Annotated in this window: 16 protein-coding genes; 5 read left to right on the top strand and 11 right to left on the bottom strand. The window is 49.6% G+C overall.

What is annotated here, in order from left to right:
• Positions 1-6 precede the first annotated feature (6 nt).
• Positions 7-1,011, bottom strand: a complete 1,005-nt coding sequence (gene sppA, locus ACZ5FK_RS04515; RefSeq protein ID WP_464806717.1) for a signal peptide peptidase SppA — start codon at positions 1,009-1,011, stop codon at positions 7-9.
• 104 nt (positions 1,012-1,115) lie between these two features.
• On the opposite strand from sppA, the gene ACZ5FK_RS04520 reads away from it, so the two are divergent.
• Complete coding sequence (locus tag ACZ5FK_RS04520; protein WP_464806718.1) at positions 1,116-1,916, top strand: NAD kinase; 801 nt, start codon at positions 1,116-1,118, stop codon at positions 1,914-1,916.
• A gap of 241 nt (positions 1,917-2,157) precedes the next feature.
• Here the strand turns inward: ACZ5FK_RS04520 and rarD are convergent, their stop codons facing one another.
• From rarD to ezrA, 7 genes are all read right to left on the bottom strand, one after another.
• Complete coding sequence (gene rarD, locus ACZ5FK_RS04525; RefSeq protein ID WP_464806719.1) at positions 2,158-3,069, bottom strand: EamA family transporter RarD; 912 nt, start codon at positions 3,067-3,069, stop codon at positions 2,158-2,160.
• Between the two features lie 64 nt (positions 3,070-3,133).
• Positions 3,134-4,705: an acyl-CoA synthetase MbcS gene (gene mbcS / locus ACZ5FK_RS04530; protein ID WP_464806720.1), complete on the bottom strand. Its 1,572-nt coding sequence runs from the start codon at positions 4,703-4,705 to the stop codon at positions 3,134-3,136.
• A 159-nt stretch (positions 4,706-4,864) separates the two neighbouring features.
• Positions 4,865-5,074: a small, acid-soluble spore protein, alpha/beta type gene (locus ACZ5FK_RS04535; protein WP_464806721.1), complete on the bottom strand. Its 210-nt coding sequence runs from the start codon at positions 5,072-5,074 to the stop codon at positions 4,865-4,867.
• A 160-nt stretch (positions 5,075-5,234) separates the two neighbouring features.
• The gene (locus ACZ5FK_RS04540) at positions 5,235-5,447 is read right to left on the bottom strand and encodes a small, acid-soluble spore protein, alpha/beta type (RefSeq protein WP_464806722.1); all 213 of its coding nucleotides are present in this window, start codon (positions 5,445-5,447) and stop codon (positions 5,235-5,237) included.
• Between the two features lie 81 nt (positions 5,448-5,528).
• Positions 5,529-6,731, bottom strand: a complete 1,203-nt coding sequence (gene thiI / locus ACZ5FK_RS04545; protein WP_464806723.1) for a tRNA uracil 4-sulfurtransferase ThiI — start codon at positions 6,729-6,731, stop codon at positions 5,529-5,531.
• On the bottom strand, positions 6,732-7,865 hold the full coding sequence (locus tag ACZ5FK_RS04550) for a cysteine desulfurase family protein (protein ID WP_464806724.1): 1,134 nt from the start codon (positions 7,863-7,865) through the stop codon (positions 6,732-6,734).
• Positions 7,866-7,996: 131 nt separating this feature from the next.
• A complete protein-coding gene (ezrA, locus tag ACZ5FK_RS04555; RefSeq protein WP_464807362.1) occupies positions 7,997-9,688 on the bottom strand; it encodes a septation ring formation regulator EzrA in 1,692 nt (563 codons plus the stop codon).
• Between the two features lie 214 nt (positions 9,689-9,902).
• On the opposite strand from ezrA, the gene ACZ5FK_RS04560 reads away from it, so the two are divergent.
• A complete protein-coding gene (locus ACZ5FK_RS04560; RefSeq protein WP_464806725.1) occupies positions 9,903-10,385 on the top strand; it encodes a GAF domain-containing protein in 483 nt (160 codons plus the stop codon).
• Between the two features lie 42 nt (positions 10,386-10,427).
• Here the strand turns inward: ACZ5FK_RS04560 and megL are convergent, their stop codons facing one another.
• Both megL and ACZ5FK_RS04570 read right to left on the bottom strand, forming a co-directional pair.
• Positions 10,428-11,639 carry a methionine gamma-lyase gene (gene megL / locus ACZ5FK_RS04565; protein WP_464806726.1) on the bottom strand — a complete coding sequence of 404 codons (1,212 nt, stop codon included), beginning with the start codon at positions 11,637-11,639 and terminating at the stop codon, positions 10,428-10,430.
• A gap of 181 nt (positions 11,640-11,820) precedes the next feature.
• On the bottom strand, positions 11,821-13,668 hold the full coding sequence (locus ACZ5FK_RS04570) for a sensor domain-containing diguanylate cyclase (RefSeq protein ID WP_464806727.1): 1,848 nt from the start codon (positions 13,666-13,668) through the stop codon (positions 11,821-11,823).
• A gap of 337 nt (positions 13,669-14,005) precedes the next feature.
• On the opposite strand from ACZ5FK_RS04570, the gene rpsD reads away from it, so the two are divergent.
• Both rpsD and ACZ5FK_RS04580 read left to right on the top strand, forming a co-directional pair.
• Positions 14,006-14,608: a 30S ribosomal protein S4 gene (rpsD, locus tag ACZ5FK_RS04575; protein WP_464806728.1), complete on the top strand. Its 603-nt coding sequence runs from the start codon at positions 14,006-14,008 to the stop codon at positions 14,606-14,608.
• Between the two features lie 132 nt (positions 14,609-14,740).
• Positions 14,741-14,914 carry a hypothetical protein gene (locus ACZ5FK_RS04580; RefSeq protein WP_464806729.1) on the top strand — a complete coding sequence of 58 codons (174 nt, stop codon included), beginning with the start codon at positions 14,741-14,743 and terminating at the stop codon, positions 14,912-14,914.
• A gap of 92 nt (positions 14,915-15,006) precedes the next feature.
• Here ACZ5FK_RS04580 and ACZ5FK_RS04585 read toward each other — a convergent pair whose 3' ends face one another.
• A complete protein-coding gene (locus ACZ5FK_RS04585; RefSeq protein ID WP_464806730.1) occupies positions 15,007-16,845 on the bottom strand; it encodes a DNA ligase D in 1,839 nt (612 codons plus the stop codon).
• Between the two features lie 101 nt (positions 16,846-16,946).
• Here ACZ5FK_RS04585 and ku point away from each other — a divergent pair, with 101 nt between their 5' ends.
• Positions 16,947-17,771, top strand: a complete 825-nt coding sequence (ku, locus tag ACZ5FK_RS04590) for a non-homologous end joining protein Ku (protein WP_464806731.1) — start codon at positions 16,947-16,949, stop codon at positions 17,769-17,771.
• Positions 17,772-18,018: the final 247 nt, after the last annotated feature.

Genomic DNA, 18,018 nt, shown 5'->3' on the forward strand with positions numbered 1-18,018 from the left:
CCCTCCTTATCTCTCACCGTATAAATACATCATCCGCGGGGCGTCATAATCGGACAGCAGCTTGCCGATCAACTCAGCTTCCGGATCATGCCATAGCAGCCGTGCCGTTTTCATGCCGAACAATGACCCGATGCCATCGCTCAAGCCGAATTCAAATACGGTTGCGTTTTGCAGATTGTAATCCTCTTTCATCGCTTCGATGGCGTCTCCCGCTTTTCCGAGGTCATCAGCGAGCCCCGCCTCGATCGCCTGGCGGCCGTTCATGACCCGGCCATCCGCCACTTTTTTCACATCGGCGACCGACATATGACGGCCTTCCGCGACGATGTCGACAAAGCGCTCATATGAATCATTGACCATTTCCTGAAGCATCTCCCGCTCTTCTTTCTTCATCTCCCGCGTTCCGCTCATCATGTCCTTATACGGCCCTGTTTTGATCGTATCAAAGTCGATCCCGAGCTTTTCTGCAAGTTTAGCATAATTGACACTCTCCATGATGACGCCGATGGAACCCGTGATGGTCTCCGGATGGACGAAGATCTTTTGGGCGGGGGCCGAAATATAATAGCCTCCCGAAGCGGCCATGCCGCCCATCGCCACATACATCGGGATATCCCGCTCTTCCTGGATGATGCGGATCGCATCATAAATATCGGAGGATTCCATTACGCCTCCTCCTGGCGAATTCACTTCCAGCACGATCCCTTTCACTGTCTGATCATCCAATATGGAAGCGAGCTGCGACATGAACGCCTGGTGGTTATAGCCGGCAGATGCAAACAAGGAAGCCGCGCCGGTATCCTGGATCACTCCATCAACATTCAGTACGGCAATCCGTTCACGCGAGTTACCTGGCTCGATTACACTTTCCATCAGGGAGTCCGGTGTTGCCAACTCATTAAAGAACGAATTCAGATCCCTTGTGAATATGTACGAAAGCGAATTGATGCCGATCGACACGAAAACTAAAATTGTCGCGGCCGCAATTGCGATCCAACGTTTTCCATTCATTAATTCCCTCTCCTTTCATTGCTCCATCATTTTATACGAATATAGCGGTGAAATGTTTCATTCTTTGTTAAAATGGGGGAAGTGTATGGAAAGGAGAGATCTGTATGACGAGCAGAAACAATTTATATATCTTTTCCAAGCAGGACAAGAAATCAGTGGATCAAAAAGAGAATGTTGCCGCCGCATTGCGCCTGGAAGGGTTCAATGTGCTGGAGCATCCTGGCGGCGCGAATTGCATCATCTCACTCGGAACGGACGGCACCTTCCTGCAAGCGGTACGGAAGACTGGTTTCCGGAAGGACACCCTTTATGCCGGCATCTTGACCACTGGGAAGCACGCAATGTATTGCGATTTCCACTATGACAGATTGGAGGACGTCATCCAGTCGATCCGCAAATCGGAAATCGAAGTGCGGCGATATCCGGTCCTCGAAGTGACCATTGATGGACATGCTCCTTTTCTGTGCTTGAACGAATTCAGCCTCCGTTCCAATATCATCCGGATGTTCGCGATGGACATTCGGATTGACGGCCATCTGTTCGAGACATTCCTCGGCGACGGAGTGATCATCTCCACGCCGACCGGAAGCGCCGCCTATAACAAATCGGTCGGCGGTGCGGTAGTAGACCCTCTGCTCCCGTGCTTTCAGGTGACTGAACTGGCTTCGGTCAATAACAACAGCTTCCGGACGCTCGGCTCGCCTTTCATCCTGAGCGGCCAGCGCAAGCTGGAATTGAATGTACACCAGGATGGCAATGACTTCCCGTCCATTGCCGTCGACAATGAAGCTCTCGGCATCCGCCGCGTCGAGCACATCGAAATAAAACTCAGCGCCCAGGTCGTAAAGACCGTAAAACTGAGAGACAATTCATTCTGGGAGAAAGTTCAGCGCATCTATTTATAACAGAAAAGCGGCTGTCCAAAAAGCCGAAAATCGCCAGTACGCACGCTTTCCGCGGGCACTCCTCAAGCCTCATGCTTCTTTGTGAGGTGTTGAGGCACGTGCTGCTCCCGCTGGAGTCGGCCGTCTGGCGATTTTTTAATTTTTCTAGCTATTGCTGCACGGAGCACTCCCGGCCCATACCAAGCAGGACACCCGGCCCATACCAAGCAGGACACCCGGCCGCCGCAGCTATTAGTTTTCTTCATTCCATCGAATGGCTCCGCTTATACCGGATCGCTTCCATCACTTTGGATCCGGTGAACAGAATTAGCGCCGCCCAGATAAAGGAAAAGGGCAAAAGCTCCTGTGCTCCAAACGTCTCGCCGTACACAACGACGCCCAGAAACAGCATGATTGTAGGAGCGATATATTGGATGAATCCCGAAAGATAGAGCGGGATCTTCTGCACCCCTTTCGCATAGAGCAAAAGAGGAAGGGCCGTGGCGATGCCTGTCAACATCAGGAGCACATCTGTCTTCACTCCGGCGTGAAGGAATATTGCATTCTGGTGGGCATACAGCCAGATGTAATAACCGAGAGCAAATGGAAATATGAATGTCGTCTCGATCGCCAGCCCCCGTAAAGCCTCAAGGCGGACATTTTTCTTGATGAATCCATATAATGCAAAACTGAACGCGAGACCTAGGGAAACCCAAGGGATGTTTCCAAAAAAGACGATCATCACACCGACCCCGATTGCCGCCAGCAGGAACGCAGTTTTTTGTGGCGGCGACATGCGCTCCTTCAAGAAAATCACCCCGAGCAGGACAGAAACAAGCGGATTGATGTAATAGCCGAGGCTCGTCTGAACGAGGTGTCCGTTATTAACGGCCCATATGAATAAGAACCAATTGCTTGTCACGAGGACCGATGCGGCGAATAAACTCCAAAACGCTTTTTGGTCTTGCCAAAGGGTCCGGATATCACTAATCAGTTTCCCCCCGCCTTTTAATAGGAACACGACAAGCAATGTAGAAATACAAGCCCAGACAATGCGGCTCATCAGTATTTCACCGCTTCCGACATGTTCGAGCTGCTTCCAGAAAATCGGCATGACACCCCAGATGACAAAGGAGCCTGCTACGAGGAGGACACCACTTTTATCATTTTGCATTCGCAGGCACCTCTCTAAAATGAATGAAAACCGTTCACGCTGCTCAGCGCAAACGGTTTTATGTTTATTGGTTTTCCATTTTCCGCAATTCCACGCGCATAATTTTACCTGATGCCGTTTTCGGCAATTCATCCATAAACTCGATCTTTCTAGGATATTTATAAGGTGCGGTCAATTGCTTCACATGCTCCTGCAGCTCTTTGACGAGCCCTTCCTCATTCTTTCTGGAAGGATCCCGGAGGACGACATAAGCTTTCACGACGCTGCCCCGTGTTTCATCAGGACTTGCGACGACAGCACATTCGCGGACCGCCTCATGCTTCGTGAGCGCATCTTCCACCTCAAACGGCCCGATCGTGTAGCCAGAGCTGATGATGATATCGTCTGCCCGGCCTTCAAACCAGTAATAGCCGTCTTCATCCATTTTAGCACGGTCGCCTGTAACATAATAGTCTCCACGGAACTGCATTTTTGTCCGCTCGGGATCATTCAAGTATTCCTTGAACAGTGCAGGCGTTGACGTATGAACGGCGATATCGCCCACTTCTCCGATACCGGCAGGGTTGCCAAACTCGTCGATGATCTCGACCCGGTTCCCAGGAGTCGGCTTTCCCATCGAACCCGGACGCGGCTGCATGCCAAGCATCGTTCCGACAAGCAATGTATTTTCAGTCTGTCCGTAGCCGTCACGCACCGAAAGAGAGAAGGCCCGGTCGAAGATATCTATGACTTCCCGATTCAGCGGCTCGCCTGCTGAAACAGCGCTATGCAAGGAAGAAAGGTCGTAGCCCTCCAAATCATCCGCTTTCGCCATGAACCGATACTCTGTCGGCGTGCAGCAAAGTACATTCACCTTATAGTCACCGATCAAGCGAAGGTAAGTGTGCGCATCGAATTTCCCATCGTACACGAGGCCCGTCGCACCACTTCCGAGTACGCTCAAGAATGGTGACCAGATCCATTTCTGCCAGCCAGGAGCTGCTGTTGCCCAAACAATGTCACCTTCTCTAATGCCGAGCCATTGCTCCCCTGCCGTCCGAAGATGGGCATATCCCCAGCCATGCGTATGGACGACCCCTTTCGGCTTTCCGGTCGTTCCCGAAGTGTACGAAAGGAATGCCATGTCCCCTGATTTCGTATCCGCCATTTTAAATTCACCGGACGCCTCTTCCATTGCATCCGTCAAAGATCTTTGCCCTTCTTTCGCTTTCCCGATCACAAACAGCATCACTTGATCGATTGTCGCGACGCCGCTAAATTGATCCGTGAACGCCTCATAGGCGACAATTGCCTTTGCACCGCTATGCTCGAGGCGGTATTCGATATCCGATGCGCGGAGCATCTCGGAACTTGGGATAACAGCAAGCCCCGCTTTAAGAGCGCCGATATATGTGATATACGCTTCGATGCGCCGAGGCACCATGACTAGGATGACATCGCCTTTAGCGAGTCCATTATCCAGAAATACATTTGCAGCCTTATTTGCTTTTTCCATTAAAACGTCATATGTAATCCGTTGCTCTTCCCCTGCGGCATTCACATAAACAAGGGCTTCCTTATTACTCCCATCCGCAAAACGTTCAAATTCCTTTACGATATTATACTGCTCCGGTGCAAAAAGTTCATCGCGATCCATGCTATCAATCCCCCTTTGATATATCGCAATTATACAAACGTTTTTAATCAAATTCAAATTCCGAACACCGAAACGGTTTTGGATTTGATTATGATGGGCACTAGTCGGGCATACTCTTTGCATAAGAAAAACCGCCCCTAAGGACGGTTTCCCGAAACTTTATTGTTGATATGTGTTCATTTGCTGTTGGGCTTGACGGACCAATCGCTTTGTAATTTCTCCGCCGACGGATCCGTTGGCACGCGATGTCGAGTCAGGACCGAGGTTTACACCAAACTCTTGTGCGATTTCATATTTCATCTGGTCAAGAGCCTGTTGTGCACCCGGCACTAGAAGCTGGTTCGAGTTGTTGTTATTGCTGTTTGTCATGGGTGTCACCTCCTTGTGACTATAGAATGGCTCAAAGCAGAAAAAGCATACTCACAAATTCAACTTATTTTTAAAAACTAAGTCTGCCCTTGTTGTAAAGATTCTAACCGAAGCGGGAATACTAAGGGCCGCCCCGATTGCGGAGCGGCCCTTCTTTCAATTATTGCTGGTGGTACGTGTTCATTTGCTGTTGGGCTTGACGTACCAATCGCTTTGTGATTTCTCCGCCGACGGATCCGTTGGCACGCGATGTAGAGTCAGGACCAAGATTGACACCGAATTCAGTAGCGATTTCGTATTTCATCTGGTCGATTGCTTGCTGAGCTCCTGGAACTAGAAGCTGGTTGGAGTTGTTGTTGTTGCTGTTTGCCATTTGTATCACCTCCTTGTTGACTATAGAATGGCTGACATTCTAAAAATCATGCGGGAGGTTTTTCTGGTAATTTTCTACTGTTTAAAGCAAGCTTCCAAACGGATCTTGCTCTTTTTGATTTCCTTCTATAATAGTGCGGGTACGTACCGCTTCTTCGATCATCGGATTAAAATCAAAAAAGCTTTCGTAATGAGTCACTTTCTCGAGCTTCGGCTTCGTTTTAGGATTGGAAGGCGTAAAGATCGTGCAGCAATCCTCGAATGGCCGGATGGAAATTTCATATGTGCCGATCTTTTCGGCAATCTCGATGATTTCCAGCTTATCAGCCGCGACAAGTGGCCGCAGGATCGGAGTCGCGGTAACCGCATTGATCGCCGTCATGCTGTCAAGGGTCTGGCTTGCAACCTGTCCCAAGCTTTCACCAGTAACGATGCCGAGCGCACCGATCTCATCCCTCACTTGGTCCGCAATTTGCAGCATGATCCGGCGGGTCGTCGTCATCGTCAAATTGTTTGGTACTTGCTGGACAATCGCCTGCTGCAGCTCAGTAAACGGTATGATATGGAGCCGGATCCGGCCGCCAAACGCATTCAATCTCTCCGTCAAATCCACTACTTTTTTCTTTGCCATTTCACTCGTGAATGGCGGGCTCGCAAAATGGATGGCATCGAGCGACAGACCGCGTTTCATCATCATATATCCTGCGACAGGACTGTCGATCCCTCCGGAAAGCATAAGCAGCGAGTGGCCATTCGATCCGACCGGCATCCCGCCAGCTCCTTTATATGTTTTGGCTGTCAGAAAAGCGCCTTCCTCTCGGATATCAACGCGCAGTTCAATGTCCGGTTTTTTCATTTTTACGCCGAGACCTTCAAAATGCCTGAGTACATGCGCTCCAATCTCCTGCTGCAGTTCACCTGTCACAAGAGGGAATGTCTTGTCAGTCCGCCTGATTTCCACTTTGAATGTCTTTCCTGCCGTGTCGATGGACCCCATGACGTCAACCGCTTTTTCTTTGATTGCCTCAAGGTCCTTTTTGCATTTTGCAACTGGACTGAACGACTGGATGCCAAAAATGAGCGGCAGTCGTTCGATCGCTTCCCGCATATCTGCCTGATCATCCGCGGTCAAAAACATCCGGTCGCGTTCCGCCCGCAATTTGACTGTCTGTAGGTCATGCATCGCGTGTTTAATATTTTTCTTTAATCGCTGTACAAAGCTGTTCCTATTTCTTCCTTTTAGTGACATTTCACCATAGCGTATTAATAATTCATTCCATTCCATTTATCTTGAGCCCCTTTCGAGCAATTGCATAAACTCGCTGAATACCTTTTCAAATTTCTGCAGATCTGCTTCTGTATTATCTGTTCCGAAACTGATACGGACCACCCCTGATTTGTGATGGTGATCCAGTTGGATTGCTTCAATTACATGACTTGTCTCCGAACTTTTTGAGGAGCATGCACTTGATGTTGAAATATAGATCCCGTGCTCTTGGAAGAAATTCACGGCCACTTCACCGCGGATGTTCGGAAATGCTAAGGAGAGGATATGGGGCGCCCCGTGCCGGTGCGCAATGACTCGTATATTCTCATATTGTTCTACAAAGGCGATCAATCGATCACGCCATGATCGGTACGTTTCATTTTCCTTCACAGCATTGCTTAAACGCATCGCTTTTGCTGTGGAGACGGCATTCGGAACAGATACAGTGCCGCTGCGAAGTCCTTTTTCCTGACCTCCGCCAAAATTGATCGCTCTTGGAAACAATCCTTTTCTTACGGCCAGGATGCCCGAATTTTTCAATCCATTTATTTTATGGGCCGACACGGTGACCGCGTCAGGACCGCCATTTCCAATTGAAACGGGCAGTTTGCCAAAACTTTGGACGGAATCGGAATGGAAGACCGCTCTTGAGCGTGCATGAACAAGCTCGGCTATGTCCAGGATCGGCTGTATGGTCCCAATCTCGTTGTTCACATGCATTATGCTGACAACAGTCGTCTCTTTCCGTAACGTCCGGCCTAAATCCTCCAATGAGATGAGACCTTCCTGATCAACAGGCAAGTAGTCGATCTCAAAGCCTTGTTTTTCTAAGTATTTACAAGCATTCAAAACTGATGGATGCTCAATTTCCGTTGTAATGAGATGCTTCCCTCTCGACATGAGGGCATAAGCAAATCCGATGACTGCCAGATTATTCGCCTCTGTCCCGCCGGATGTAAAGATGATTTCACCATCCGTTGCGCCAAGCAGTGCAGCAATCTGCTCCCTGGACTTGTCAAGAAGCTCCTCCGCTTCTCTTCCTTTCCCATGGATGGAAGCCGGATTTGCATAAAATCTGCGGTTCACCTCTACAAAAGATGCCAGCACGTCCTCAGACGGCCTGGTCGTTGCGCTATTATCGAAATAAGTCAATTCGTTCGCTTCCTTTTCATTTCAGAATGCTTTTACACCTAGTATGGCCGAAGCAGCGCCTGAATTTTTCAAATCGCAGTTCGTAAGCGTGACAAAGCCACCTGCATATGCAAATGCCGGTGGCTCAGTTGTTACGCGTGCTCTTTCAGCATACCTTCAATTCGTTTGATGGCGCCAGGTTCTACCTCTTCAACTGCCGTCGCCGCTTCTTCCAGCGCCTTCGCGTACCGGAATTGGCGGAACGACTCTTCCGCATCGAGCAGCCGTGCGTGCATGGCGGGATTGGTCGCACGGAAACGGTTGCCGTATTGGATGATCAATTCGATCAGCATGACGTTTTCAAGGAGCTGTTCCACCTTTTCATTCACGTCACGGACCGCCATTTCGGCATTCTTCAAGTACGTTTCGGCAAGGGACATGTTCAGCGGCACCTCTTGCAAGCTCTGCGCCACAAGATAAAGCTGTTCTTCCGCTTCTTCCAGGCGTGCATCCATTTCATCCGGAATCCCTGGAATATTGCCCCTTTGCAATTTACGGTCCGCATTTTGCAATTCGCGGGACAGGTCCTCAAGCTGGGAACGAACATTGTTTTCATCAATCCGCAAGTTTTTCATCCGGTTTGCAAAGCTTTCCTGCTCAACCGAAATTTGATCCAGCTCTTCTGAGATTTCCTTCAATTCCATTTCAAGCATGGAATAGGCTGTCGATTGCTCATCAAACCGGTTGGCCGCCATATGATAGCGATTTTGGAGGCTGTCGAGCCGCTTCAACGCATTTTGAGGGATTTTCGCCTCTTTCTCATCTAGACGATAACTCTGCTGCACGTAGGATGCTTCGTTGGATGTATCCTTAGTATGCTGGATCAGGAAATCGAGACTGTCTCCAATCTGTTCGAATGATGTATCCACATAGTTTTTGGCAAGGACTTCCCCTTCGAGTGAGTCATAGAACGATTCGATGCGGTCATTGATATCGGACACTTCTTTCTTTACAGCATCAATATCGAGTGCCTTGATCTTATCCAGGAGTTCAGCGAGGCTTTCCTCGATTCCATCCAGCTGTTTAGGAAGCTCCAGATGAGCCAGATGATATGACTGTTCCTCCATCTCCCGCAGGCCATTCCGCAGCTCCCGCAGTGATGCGGGAATTTTCGTCTGCAATTCTGAAAGAAGCGGCGGAATGTCTTGCAGCAGTTCAGACAGCCTTTCGCCTCTCGCAGAAAGCGAAATGACGATTTCTCGCGCAAGCAAGTAGTTTCCATTCGCGGTAAGCTCGTCGTATTCGCTGATTTTCGGATTAAAAGCTTCAAGCTCCTTTTCCAGCGGCTCTACGGCAAGCCCGAATGCATGTTGATGGGCAAGTACCGTTTTACGCGCGGCACGGTACTGTTCTTTCAGGTTTTCCATTTCAATCCGGTTCTTCTCTTCGCTGCCGATCAGCTCGTTCAATTCAGCAAGGATTTCCGTTTTCTGTTTTTCACATTGCCGGATCTTATCCTGGATCGTCTTTTCGGTCGCCGTCGCTTTCTTGAACTTAAAACGGTCCACCATATCTTCGACGTCAAAAAGAAGCGAATCGATGGCCGGCATATGAACATCGATGACCTCTGTCCATTCGTTTCGCCAGCGTTCAAATTTCTCTTCCGTTTCACCCGTCATATTCAGCTGTTTGACTTTCATCATCTCTTCAAAGATCGGCTGATTCTGGATTTGCATCTTTTCATTTTCCAGCCGTCCGATTTCACTTATATGTTTACGCCTGAATAAAAATGCGATGGTAATTAGCACAATTAAAAGTACGATTGGAATGATGAAGTATTTCATCATTGTGATCCCCCTATTCCGCAACAATGAGAATGAAGACACTCTAGAATGATATTATCTTATATAGTACCATGTTTAAAGAGTTTTCGGGGCAGAAATGAATGTTTTGCAGGGAAAAAACTGTTTTGCCGTCAACGAAGCTCGAAATTTGTAGAAACTTTCAGCAAAGCCGTATACTGATTTATAATGAAAGAAGACCAAAGGAGGAACCGGAATGTTCACTGCTACACAATTTTCCGCAGATACAAAAGAACGCTATACGCAACTCGCTTCCCAATTGGAAGCCCTCGTTGCCGGCGAGCCGAACCGCTATGCCAACCTCAGCAATGCTTCCGCTTTGCTGAACGTCTTTTTTGACCGCATCAACTGGGTAGGTTTCTATTTAATGGATGGAGAGGATGAATTGGTCCTCGGGCCATTCCAAGGACTTCCCGCCTGCATCCGCATCCCTCTCGGCAGAGGAGTTTGCGGCACTGCTGCTAAAAATCAGGAAACAATTATCGTGGAGGACGTCAACAAATTCCCTGGCCATATCGCATGCGACGCTGCCTCGCGTTCCGAGATCGTCGTTCCGCTTGTCAAAAACGGAAAAGTGATCGGCGTCCTTGATATCGACAGCCCGGAAACCGGACGTTTCAATGAAGAAGACCGGGATGGCCTGGAAGCGGCCGTCCGCGCGCTCATCAAGCATATCTGAAAGGAGAAAGAGCCTTGGCGACCATGCCAAGGCTCTTTCCGTTTACATTGTTTTCGCGAACTTGTTCTCTAGCAGCCGGAATGCGGAATCGAGGTCCGCAATCAAGTCATCCGCATGTTCAAGTCCTACAGAAAGACGGAGCAGCGAATCGCTGATGCCCATCTTCTCCCGCTCTTCAGCCGGTACGCCTGAATGGGTCATCGTCGCCGGGTGCTGAATGAGCGTCTCAGCGTCCCCGAGGCTGACAGCCGTTTTGATCAGGGACAGGCTGTCCATGAACAGCTGTGCGCTTTCCTTGCCGCCCTTCACATCAAAGGAGATCAGGCCGCCGCCCGCACTCATCTGGCGCTTCGCAATCTCCACTTGCGGATTGTCGGGATCGAATGGATAGTAAATGCCTTCCACCAGATCTTTGCCCTTCAAATAGGTGATCAGCTTTTCAGCATTCGCCGTGTGCCGCTCCATCCTGACAGGCAGCGTCTTCAGTCCTCTGATGAGGAGCCATGCGTCAAACGGAGACATGATCGCGCCATAATCTTTCTGGACCGTCATCCGGATTTTCTCCATCTCATCCTTGTCGCTGCCGACCAGGAGCCCTCCGATAACATCACCATGCCCGTTGATATATTTCGTCGCACTATGCAGAACGAAATCAGCTCCAAGTTCCAGCGGATTCTGCAAATAAGGTGAAGTGAACGTATTATCGACAACTACACGCAAGCCATGCCGCTTCGCAACGTTTATGACGGCGTGCAGATCGACAAGCTCCATCGTCGGGTTGATCGGCGTTTCGACATAGATGCACACCGTCTCCGGCCGGACTCCCTTCTCGATCTCCTCTTCCGTATTCATCCTGATTAAATCGTGCGTGATTCCGTATTTCTCTTGCATAATATTCAAAAGGCCGAATGTGCAGCCGTAAATGCCGCGCGAACAAAGGATATGATCCCCTGCCTTCGTCAGATGGACGAGGATCGAACTGACTGCCGCCATCCCGGAACCGAAAGCAAGCGAGCCTTCCCCTTTTTCAAGGGCAGTCATCCGGTCTTCGAGCACCCGTACAGTCGGATTTCCAAGGCGGGAATAAATATTGCCGGCTTCTTCCCCGGAAAACCGTCTCTCCCCTGTCAGTGCCGTGTCGAATGAGTAAGTGGATGTCTGATAAAGCGGGACCGTCAAACTGCCATGGTGCATTGTGTCGTCATATCCTTCGTGAATGACGACGGTATCCCGGTGTAGCTTCTCGTTTTTCATCAACATAACCGCCTTTCAGTAAAATGTAATCGCTTTCATTACTCCCTACCTACTATACTACTCGATGCCGCTAGAAATGGAAAGGCTTGGCTACTATTTTTTCCTGGCGGTTCCAGCTGCAAATAAAAAAGGCCCGATTTCCCGTCAGGAAATCAAGCCCATCTCTTCACGCATTTGTTCGTCAAGTACTTACTGCGGACTCATCAAAGACCACCAGTCTGTCCTTGCCTGTCCGTTTCGCCTCGTACAGAGCCTTATCTGCGCACTGGAACAGCTCTTTGAATGACATTGTGGTTGCTTGGTCCCAACCGTGCAGTCCGGCAGAAACGGTCACGCGCGGATCGGTCACTTCAGGGATGCGGGCGACCAGCTTCTCCGCAAACGCAATCCCCTTCTCTTTGCATATAGCCGGCAGGAAAACGGCAATTTCTTCTCCGCCCCATCTGCCTGCGACTCCGGTTCCATCGACTTCTCTCATGATCACATTCGAGAGCTGTACGAGCACGTCATCCCCGACAGTGTGCCCTAAAGTATCGTTGACCTGCTTGAAGCTATCTACATCCAGGAGGATGAATACACCCGCCTCATCGTTCTCCATCGACTTTTGGATATACGCATCCAGGTAGCGTCTTGTATATAATTTCGTCAAGTTATCGAGATCCACCAGTTCCTGCATTTTTCGCCGGAGCAGTGAATTCGACATGGCAAGCGACGAATGGGCGATCAGCGAACGCATCAGCTTAAAGCTCTCGAACGAGAAGTAATACTCATCCTCGCCAAGAAGGATGATGAATCCGATCATCTCGCCTTGATGGAGGATCGGGATGGAAGCGAGAGACTTGTAGCGCAACGGGCCCGCGCCCCGGATGGCGTGATGGAGGTTCGCTTCAAATACCGCATCCGAGCCGCTCAGCAGCCGGCTCGAAGCAATTTCAATGTACTGCCATCCCTCTTCACTGCTGAAAAAATCGCTGCTCGCATAGATCCTAGGCGTGGCAGCCTCTTCATAGAAAGCGAGCCCTATCTCAGACGGATGAAACGCCTTATCGAATTGCCCTTTCAGGAATTGGACCATCTCATTCATTTCCATGTTGCTGTTCAGTTTTTTCGATACTTCGTTCACGAGCTGTAAATCTTCAACCAGCCGGTGGGACTGATCATATAATGAAGCATTTTCAAGTCCGTTGCCTGCCGCGTTCGCAATCATCCTTATGAAATTCCGCTGCATCGGAGTAAATTCCGTCTTTCCGCCCCCGACAATCTGCAGCACGCCATAAATGCCCTGCCTTCCTTTGATGGGCGCATTCAGAATGCTTGCCGGGGACTCACTCTCCTGCTCGACAGTCAGCTCGCCCGATAAAAAGGCATCCACTGCTGAAGCCCGTTCATTCAAATAATCGAAGAGCCGGTAAGTGACTGCCTTTCCCTTGCGTTCATGCGACAGGATGAGGGATACCTCAAAACCAGGAAATGAATTTTTCAGTTCTTGAATCGCACCGCCGAGTACGACATCGCCGTCCATTGTTGAATTGAACAGTTCTGTCACAACGAACAGCTTGCGGTAGTTGGTTTCCCTCTCAATCAAAGCGAAACATTCAAGCGTCTGATGCAGAAACTTGCTGATTGTCTCTTTCAGTTCTCTCAGATAGGAAGTTGCGGCAAAAGCATGCCATTCATCCGTCGCTTTGAACAAGAACGCGCCGAGAGGCTCCATATTCTGATCCCGGAATATTAGATAATCATCCGCGAACCCATGTCCCCTCTCGGAGATCTCCTCTTCCATATCGAAATCCGAAGGCGCCAGCATCTCTGTCGAACTAAGGGGAAGAGGCTCATCCAGCAACCCCCGCGCCACTTGCGCCCGGTTGCTGCCGAACAGGAGGAGATCGACCCGCTTAAGATGAAAGAGGTCGGCAAACCGTTGTTTCAGCAGATCAAATTTCCGCTCAACAGACTGGTCCGATGCTGGAACAGAACATAGATCGAACAGACTACTTTTCAATTGATAGAGAGTTAGTTGATGGTTCAAAACGATATCACCTCTGCTGAAATCCTGAAGACGAACGATTCTATTTACTATATGGTAATCCATTTCACCTAGTAATGCTATCAAAAAGAAAGGGAAATTTTATCATTCCGAGATTTTACTTGACCCAGTTTGTCCAAATTGGTATGATGAACCTTGTGTAAAATAGTTGCAGCAGTCGTATGTACTGTATTGTCCAGTCTATTCCTCGTTTTGAGGTGTACCGCGTAACCTTAGGGCTGCGAAGGCGAAGGTGCAGAACTATAGAATGGCGTGCAGCATGAATGCGTCTGGTTCTTATTTTATACAAAATAAAACCAAAACAGAGGAGGAGTCTCTCATGGCTCGTTATACAGGTCCATCTTGGAAACTGTCCCGTCGTCTTGGCATCTCGCTAAGCGGCACTGGTAAAGAAATTGAAAAGCGTCCTTACGCTCCAGGCCCACACGGTCCGAACCAGCGTAAAAAACTATCTGAATACGGTTTGCAATTGCAAGAAAAGCAAAAGCTCCGTTTCATGTACGGCGTAAACGAACGCCAGTTCAAAACAATCTTCAACAAAGCGTCTAAAATGCAAGGTAAGCACGGTGAGAACTTCATGATCCTTCTTGAAACTCGCCTTGACAACCTCGTATACCGCATGGGTCTTGCACGCACTCGCCGTGCAGCTCGCCAGCTTGTCAACCACGGACACATCCTTGTTGACGGCAAGCGCGTTGACATCCCATCATACAGCGTAAAGCCGGGCCAAAAGATCTCTCTTCGCGAGAAATCCCAAAACCTTGCTGTTGTCGGTGAAGCACTAGAAGTGAACAGCTTCGTTCCTGACTATGTGACTTTCGATGCTGACAACAAAGTCGGCGAATTCGTCCGCATGCCTGAACGCAGCGAATTGCCTGCTGAAATCAACGAAGCACTTATCGTTGAATTCTACAGCCGTTAATAAGAATAGAACCCCTTGGAATCTGCTTCGGCGGATGCCAAGGGGTTTTTTCTATTTGAACCGCGCTCTGAATAATCACCTTCAGAATGGACACGATAAAATCATCATTCATCCAAAGGAGGCATTCCGATTATGCAAAAGAAGGACACCAGAACAGCTGGCGAAAAGAAAAAGAAAGACCCTTCCACATACACGGCGTACGGAGATCCCGTGCAAGACAATTCCCCTTTAATGAAAGGCCAAGAGAAATCACCGATTCTGGAAAAGGCGAAGCAGGATGGGAACGTTGTCAAAGGTGAACTGTAAGATACTGGAGGAAAAGGCCCCCTGATCTACAAACACGGGGTCCCCCCCACATCTACGACCTCCCGGGGGGGGGGCCCCGTATGCCTTCCTGCTCAATGCAATAGAGACTTCAACTGCTCAACCACCCTGCCGAACTCCTGCCTGTCTCCCGCCTCTCGCATTGCCCGAAACGGATTCCCCGCCTTTCGCATCCTCACCAGCACGTCCGGAATCGTAAATTGCTCCGGATGGAGACCCTCCTTCACTTCGCTCCATTCAAGAGGCGTCGCAACCGTCGCCAATTCCCTTCCCCTCGTGGAATATGGAGCGATGATCGTCTTGCCTTCATGATGCTGGACGTAATCCACATACAGCTTGCCGCCCCGGTTCTTTTTAAGACGCTCGGTCGTGAACCATAGGGGCTCTTGGCTGCACAGGAAATCACTGACGAATTTTGTGAAGATGCGAGTCTCTTCGTAGGAAAATTGGTTCTCCGGCAAGGGGATATAAAGCTGCAAGCCTTTGCCTCCCGAGGTTTTGACGAAGGATTTTAGCTTGAACTGATCAAAGATCGCCTTTAAACGTACAGCCGCCTCAACGGCAAGCTGGAATTCCCCGACGGACGGCGGATCAAGATCGAAGACGATTTCGGACGGTTTTTTAGTATTTGCTTTCTGAAAAGGGATATGGAGTTCAAGCGCCAGCTGATTGCCTAGCCATAGCAGCGTCTCGATTCCGTCGCATATGACATAGTCGATTCCGTCTTCACGTCCTGTCCGGACAAAATCAGGTGCAGAATCCGGTGCGTTTTTCTGATAGAACTTCTCGTCACCTGTTCCGTGCGGATATCTGATTACGGTAAGGAGCCGGTCTTTTAGAAATGGCAGCATATAGGGGGCGGCTTCCTGCAAATAGTAAAGATAGTCATCTTTCACGATACCCTGCTCTGGCCATACCGGTTTGTCCGGGTGTGTAATCGCAACGCGTACGGGAACCGGGTTCAATTCACGCAGCATCCGCGGGTAGCGACAGTCTTCCGGAGCAGCCCCGAATTCAAAGGATTTGAAACGCGGCTCCCTGAGATGCTTGCCGTCAAAGCTGATGCATTCGATGACGGCGCAGATTGACGGGGTCAGCTCCCATCTCCCCTCTCCTGCCTGTAGTTTCCCCTTCGTCATGAATAGCGTGCGAGTAGTATCGTGTTCCTCTTCAGTCATACCATGCTTGAACGTGACAACGTCAACCAGCTGGCCCTCTTGGTAGATGGATCCGGTGAAGAAGCCGTTTTCGTTCTCATACTTCGTCACAAGTACAGTGACCGTCCGCCAGTTTTTCACTTTCAGCCACTCGTTCGTCCGACGTTCATTGTTCCACTTGCTCGCTTCCCGTTTCGCAATCAGCCCTTCCCCGTTATTCGTCCGGATCAAACTCCAGAGACGCTGTCCATCGCCGGATGGATGGATCATCTGCAGTGCTGCGCGGTTTGTGTAGTCGATGTCACCGGGCAGTTCCAAACTTTCGAAAAGCGCCGCCAGCTGATGTTTCCGCTCTTTCAGCGGCTTGCCTTTCTGATCCTCCCCTTTGATCTCCAGCAGATCGAATGCGGCGAACTTACATGGGAATGAATCCGCATGCTGCTCGATCACTTCTTTTTTACGCATCCGCCCGCGCGTCTGGACTACAAGGAACTCGCTTGCAAAATCATTACGCAAGTGGACGATCTCTCCATCCAGCCAGAGCGGCATAAAGGGTTTGGCTTTTTCATATAGCCGCTCGCACGCGGCAACAATTTCCGGGAACATGTCGTCCAGCCGTTTTTCGTTGCGGCTGTGCAGGCGGATCCCCTCGTGCGTCCACTCAAGCAGACACCGGAAGCCATCGTATTTTGTCTCGTAGAGCCAGCCGCCTTCCAGCGGCATGGATTCCGCGTCCACCATAAGCATCGGTTTCATTGTACTCCGCCTCGTTTTTTCGTTAGTGTACAGCGGAATGCCGCATGTATACATAGGATTCCTCCGTTCTTCCATACTAATGAAAAAGCAGGTGAGCTCAAATGCATACCATTTGGAAAGGCAGCATCAGTTTCGGTCTCGTCAACATCCCCATCAAGCTCCATGCCGCAACGGAAAACAACGACATCAAATTACGGCAGCTCCACAAAGAATGCCACTCGCCGATCAGCTACCAAAAAGTATGCGCCGGCTGCGGTAAAGAAGTGAAGAACGAGGACATCGTGAAGGCATATGAGTACTCAAAGAATAAATTCGTCGTTCTCGATGATGAGGAATTGGAAAAGCTGAAGAAAGAGAACGAGGATAAAGCGGTGGAAATCATTGATTTTGTGAAACTGGAAGAAATCGATCCCATCTATTTCGAGCGGAGCTATTTCATGGCCCCAGATGCAAGCGGTGGAAAGGCCTACGCCCTGCTGCGCAAAGCACTCAAAGAGTCCGGAAAGATCGGTGTAGCAAAAATCATCATCCGATCCAAAGAGCAGCTGGCAGTAGTCCGTGTCTATAAGGAAGCGCTTCTCATGGAGACGATCCATTTTCCTGATGAAGTGCGGAATGTGGCCGATGTGCCGAACATCCCAAGTGAGGATACCGTCGTCAAAAAAGAGCTGGATACCGCACTATTGCTCGTCGACCAATTGACAACCGCCTTTGATGCCTCCAAATATCATGATGAATATCGGACAGCGCTAATGGAATTGATTGAAGAGAAAAAGACCGGAAAACAGACGGTCGCAGTGAGCGATACACAGGCAGCCGCCCCGACAAATGTCACAGATCTCATGGCGGCATTGCAAGCGTCTCTCGAGAAGACAAAAAAGCCGTCACCGCGAAAACGGACGGCAGCGAAAAAGAAAAATGCATAGTCATCAGGGACACAACCTTATATGGAATGTGTCCCTCTTTCATATCCGTTGTCGAAATTGAAATAAGTAAATCGTCCCGCCATATTGAAATCTACGAGTATACAAATAGGATGCGTGAAATTAGGGAGTAACGAAAAGAAAAGCCACTTTCCGGCATGGAAAGCGGCTTTGTTGCTATGTTACAATCTTTTTCGGCATCCATGCGCCGTGGACGCTTCATGCTTTTAGGCTGTTGCTTCCTTCGCAC

This window comes from Sporosarcina sp. GTC18466 (genome assembly GCF_055389225.1).